This window comes from Nitratireductor sp. GCM10026969 (genome assembly GCF_042660605.1).
In the GTDB taxonomy this organism is placed as follows: Bacteria; Pseudomonadota; Alphaproteobacteria; order Rhizobiales; family Rhizobiaceae; genus Chelativorans.
In genome coordinates, this window is sequence record NZ_JBHSUM010000230.1 from 1 (window position 1) to 4799 (window position 4799).

General features: G+C 66.7%; 5 protein-coding genes. 3 read left to right on the forward strand and 2 right to left on the reverse strand.

The genetic code is table 11. The features are described 5' to 3' along the window. Both ACFP9U_RS23915 and ACFP9U_RS23920 read right to left on the reverse strand, forming a co-directional pair. Positions 1–1023: DHA2 family efflux MFS transporter permease subunit (locus ACFP9U_RS23915; protein ID WP_378625280.1), on the reverse strand; the 1023-nt coding region annotated here is incomplete at its 3' end. 155 nt (positions 1024–1178) lie between these two features. Continuing rightward, on the reverse strand, positions 1179–1700 hold the full coding sequence (locus ACFP9U_RS23920) for a GcrA family cell cycle regulator (protein WP_378625282.1): 522 nt from the start codon (positions 1698–1700) through the stop codon (positions 1179–1181). A 386-nt stretch (positions 1701–2086) separates the two neighbouring features. On the opposite strand from ACFP9U_RS23920, the gene ACFP9U_RS23925 reads away from it, so the two are divergent. The 3 genes from ACFP9U_RS23925 to ACFP9U_RS23935 form a co-directional block, all read left to right on the forward strand. Continuing rightward, positions 2087–3310 carry an aspartate aminotransferase family protein gene (locus tag ACFP9U_RS23925; RefSeq protein ID WP_378625283.1) on the forward strand — a complete coding sequence of 408 codons (1224 nt, stop codon included), beginning with the start codon at positions 2087–2089 and terminating at the stop codon, positions 3308–3310. Further along, complete coding sequence (gene argF, locus ACFP9U_RS23930) at positions 3307–4221, forward strand: ornithine carbamoyltransferase (RefSeq protein ID WP_378625284.1); 915 nt, start codon at positions 3307–3309, stop codon at positions 4219–4221. The genes ACFP9U_RS23925 and argF overlap by 4 nt, the downstream gene beginning before the upstream one ends. Then, positions 4218–4799 (forward strand): Hsp33 family molecular chaperone HslO (locus ACFP9U_RS23935; protein ID WP_378625285.1); only part of this gene is annotated, 582 nt, incomplete at its 3' end. The genes argF and ACFP9U_RS23935, both read left to right, overlap by 4 nt.

Sequence of the window (4799 nt, forward strand, 5' to 3'; positions counted from 1 at the left end):
CGCGAGCGCCACCAGGCCGGGGCCGTGACGGTCGGTCAGCGTGCCGGCGACCGGCAGGACGAAGGCCGAGCCGAGGCCCATGGCAAGCAGCATCAACCCCGTTTCACCGGCGCCCTGGGCAGCGGGCAGCTGGAGATAGAGCGGAACGAGCAACAGGCCGCCATACATGTTGACGCCCGTCAGCCCCGCCGTCGCCACGGCCGCCGCGAAAGCCGGCCGGCGGATCGGCTTGAAGTCGATGAGGGGGTGGCGCATCCGCAGGGCGTGAACCACGAACGCCGCAACAAGGCCGGCGCCGAGCAGGCAGGCCGTCACCAGGCCTATCGAGATTTTGTCGGTGCCGGTCTTCGTGGCTGCATAAAGCAGCAGGGGAAGTCCGAAAACGAGAAACGCCAGCCCGTGGAGATCGAGTGTGCGTTCAGTGTCCCGCGCGCCCGGCGGGACCAGCCCGCGCGCGGCCAAGAGGGCGGCCAGCCCGATCGGCACGTTGATCCAGAACAACCAGCGCCACGAGACCGCCTCGAGCAGGAATCCGCCCACCGCAGGGCCGAGCGCCGGACCGAGTGCGACGACAAAGCCGAGCACGCCCATGAGGCGGCCGAGCTGGTTCCGCTCGGCAGTGGCACCGATCACCGCCTGGCCGGCAGGCACCATCAGTCCGGCGCCGAGCCCCTGGATGAAACGGGCGGCGATGAGGCTTGATGGCCCGGGCGCCAGCGCGCACAAGACGGACGCCGCGACGAAAATCAGCAGCGATGCCGCCCAGACCCGGCCATAGCCGAAGCGAGCGCCGAGCCAGCCCGTCGCCGGAAGGGATACGGCAAGCGCGATGAGATACCCGCTCGCCACCCATTGTACGACCGGCAATGTCGCGCCGAGATCTGCGCGGATGGTCTCCAGCGCGAGATTGGCCACGGTGGAATCGAGCATGGCCATGAACGCGCCGGCGCCGGTCACGGCGGCGATCCGCCAGACACGGGCGGGTATGCGTGGTGGCTTTTCGATGTCGGCCTTCAACTGCATGCGCCGGCATGTCTCGCCGCCGATGAAAGCGGCGTCAATGGTTCAGACAAGCTCTTCAAAGGGCACACGCACGCCGGCTGGCCGTTCCTTCGGCGCAAAAAAAGAGGCGGCATGCGCATCAGCGCTGCCGCCTCAGTTTCTCCCCTACCCCGCGGTCATCCCCGCCCCTGTCGGGTTCGCCGGCGTTCGCCCGCCGGCTGATAGGCAAGCCTGGAATGGAATGTGCAATAGGGACCGGTCTCTCCGGTATCGTTGCCGCAGAAGCTGAAATCGGTCTCCAGCGGATCGCCGTTCGGCCATTTGCACGTGCGCTCCGTCAGTTCCACGAGCTGGAGGTTGCGCGAGATCGGCACCACCACATCCTCGACGGGCCGAAGATCCTGATAGGCGACGGCATCCTCCTCGAAGCGCACCTTGAGCGCGGTGGCGCCCACGGAGGTGGCGACCGGCCGCGAGCTGCGTTGCTGCCGGCGCGTGCCGCCGCCGCTCGAACCCGACGTCTTTTGCCGCGGGGCCGTGGAAGTGGCGCGGCCGCGGCTGGAAAGCTTCAGCCGGTGCACCTTGCCGATGACCGCGTTGCGGCTGACGCCGCCCAGCTGCGCCGCGATCTGACTGGCACTCAGACCCTCCGCCCAAAGCTTTTTCAACAGCTCGACACGCTCGTCGGTCCAGTTCATGAGGACGTGCTCCTGTGCACGCGGGCGGAATCCGGGTAGGTCTCCGCCCAGCTCCAGCCGGGAAGACACCACATATACGCAGGTAGGATGGTCCGCCGCACGAAATCTAGTCGTTACGCTGGTTAAACTACATTATCGGTTGACTCGCTGACAAGAGTCCGGCAGGCGCCGCGAATCTCTTTCCAGGGTTTTCCCCAACTTGGACGAATATGGGCCGCCCCCGCCGGCGCGACCCCGTCGACCGTGCGCGCCCGCGTCTTTCGTTGACTTCCTGCCGGAAAACCCTGATATAAACCCGTGTGCCGCCCCTCGGGCGGCATTTTGATTTCATCGGCCTGCCAGCGGCATGCCCCGGCCGCACCCTGCAGGCGCTTCGGAGTAAAATCATGGGCAGCCCGGCGCTTTACGACACCTATGCTCGCCTCCCCCTCGCCTTCGAGCGTGGCGAGGGCTCATGGCTGATTACGGCGGACGGCACGCGCTATCTGGACTTCGCCGCGGGCATCGCCGTCAACGTACTCGGACATGCCCACCCGCATCTGGTGGCCGCGCTCGTCGGCCAGGCGGGGCGACTGTGGCACGTTTCCAACCTCTACGAGATTCCCGGCCAGCAGAAGTTGGGCGAACGGCTGGCGCAGAACACCTTCGCCGACCGCGTCTTCTTCACCAATTCCGGCGCCGAGGCTCTCGAATGTGCGATCAAGACGGCGCGGCGCTATCATTTCGTCAACGGCGCGGAGAACCGCATCCGCATCATCACCTTCGAGGGCGCCTTCCACGGCCGCACGCTGGCGACCATCGCCGCGGGTGGCCAGAAGAAATATCTGGAAGGCTTCGGTCCCGCGGTGGAAGGCTTCGACCAGGTGCCTTTCGGCGACATGGAGGCGGTGGAAAAAGCCATCACGCCGGACACGGCGGCCATTCTCGTCGAGCCCGTCCAGGGCGAGGGCGGCATTCGCCGGCTGTCCCTGGCATCCATGCGCAAGCTGCGCGAACTGTGCGACAGGCACGGCCTGCTCCTCGTTCTCGACGAGGTGCAAAGCGGCGTCGGGCGCACCGGCAAGCTGCTGGCGCATGAGTGGGCCGGGATCGAGCCGGACATTGCGGCCATCGCAAAAGGCATCGGTGGCGGTTTCCCCATGGGGGCCTGCCTGGCGACGGAAGAGGCCGCCAAGGGCATGACGCCAGGCGTGCACGGCACCACCTTCGGCGGCAATCCCATGGCGATGGCGGTCGGCAACGCCGTGCTCGACATCATTCTGGAGGAGGGTTTCCTCGAAGAGGTCGCCCGCAAGGGATTGCTGCTCAAGCAGGGGCTCGCCGCGCTCGCCGACGAGTTCCCCGATATCGTCGAGGAAATCCGGGGCGAGGGGCTGATGCTGGGCATTCGCTGCAAGATCCGCAATGCCGTGCTTCAGGGCGCCTTGCGGGAGGAGAAGTTCCTGTGCGCGCCAGCCGGCGAGAACGTGCTGCGTCTCCTGCCCCCGCTCAATGTGAGCGACGACGAGGTCAACGAGGCGCTCGGGCGCATACGCACCGCCATGCAGGCGGTCACGACGGGCAGCGCGGAGGAGATTCTGCCGGCCGCAGGGGAGAAGAGCCAGGCATGACGACACCGCGTCATTTCATCGACATCGCCACCGTCTCGACCGCAGACCTGCGCTCCATGCTCGATGACGCGCGCACGCGCAAGGACAGGCTGAAGGCGGGCGCGCTCGACAGGCCGTTCGTCGGCAAGGCCTTGGCGATGATCTTCGACAAGCCCTCTACGCGTACCCGCGTTTCCTTCGACGTCGGCATGCGCCAGCTCGGCGGCGAAACGATCATGCTGACGGGCACGGAAATGCAGCTCGGCCGCAGCGAGACCATCGCCGACACGGCCAAGGTCCTGTCACGCTATGTCGACGCGATCATGATCCGCACCACGAGCCACGAGCGCCTGATCGAGCTGGCGGAGAATGCCACCGTGCCCGTCATCAACGGGCTGACGGACGACACGCATCCCTGCCAGATCATGGCCGATCTGATGACGTTCGAGGAGCATCGCGGCAGCGTCAAGGACCGGCTCTTCGCCTGGAGCGGCGACGGCAACAACGTCCTGCATTCGCTGGTGGAAGCTTCCGCGCGATTCGGTTTCCGGCTCAACGTGGCGACCCCGCCTGGAAGCGAGCCCGATCGTCACTATCTAGAGTGGGCGAAAGCGAATGGTGGCCGCGTAACGCTGACGCATTCCGCCCCCGAGGCGGTGCGCGAGGCCGATTGCGTTTTCACCGACACATGGGTTTCGATGGGGCAGGAACACCGCGCCCGCGGTCACAACGTCTTCCAGCCCTATCAGGTAAACGAGGAATTGATGCAGCACGCCCGCAAGGACGCCCTGTTCATGCATTGCCTGCCCGCCCACCGCGGCGAGGAGGTGACCGACGGCGTGATCGACGGCCCGCACTCGGTGGTCTTCGACGAGGCCGAAAACCGTCTTCACGCGCAAAAGTCGATACTCGTCTGGTGCCTTACCTCGTGAGCGAGCAGAGCATCAAGCTGGGAGAGTTCGGCTTCGCCGGCGACGACCACGTCGTGCCCTTCGACGTGGACGCGCTCGACGTGCGCGGACGTGCCGTGCAGGTCGGACCGATGCTGGACCAGATCCTGGACCGGCACGCCTATCCCGAGCCGGTCGCGCGGCTTCTGGCCGAGGTGGTCGTGCTGACCGTGCTGCTCGGCAGCGCGCTGAAGTTCGACGGCAAGTTCATTGTCCAGACCCGCTCGGACGGGCCGGTCGACATGCTGGTGGCCGACTTCGCCACGCCCGGCTCCGTACGCGCCTATGCGCATTTCGACGACGAACGCCTGCAGCAGGCGACGGCCGAGGGCGCGGATTCACCCGCGGCGCTGCTCGGCACCGGCGTCCTGGCGCTGACCATCGATCAGGGCGCCTATATGCAGCGCTATCAGGGCGTCGTTGAACTCGACGGTTCCGACCTGGAGGAAGTGGCGCGCAGCTACTTCCGCCAGTCGGAACAGATCCCGACGGATGTGCGTCTCGGGGTCGCGCGCATCGTCGTGCCCGGCGAGGGCGGCGGCGCCGAGCGCTGGCGGGCC

Excerpts from the sequence above, each read along its gene's own strand:
- ACFP9U_RS23920 (WP_378625282.1), bottom strand. The coding sequence starts at position 1,700 with ATGAACTGGACCGACGAGCGTGTCGAGCTGTTGAAAAAGCTTTGGGCG.
- ACFP9U_RS23925 (WP_378625283.1), top strand. The coding sequence starts at position 2,087 with ATGGGCAGCCCGGCGCTTTACGACACCTATGCTCGCCTCCCCCTCGCC.
- argF (WP_378625284.1), top strand. The coding sequence starts at position 3,307 with ATGACGACACCGCGTCATTTCATCGACATCGCCACCGTCTCGACCGCA.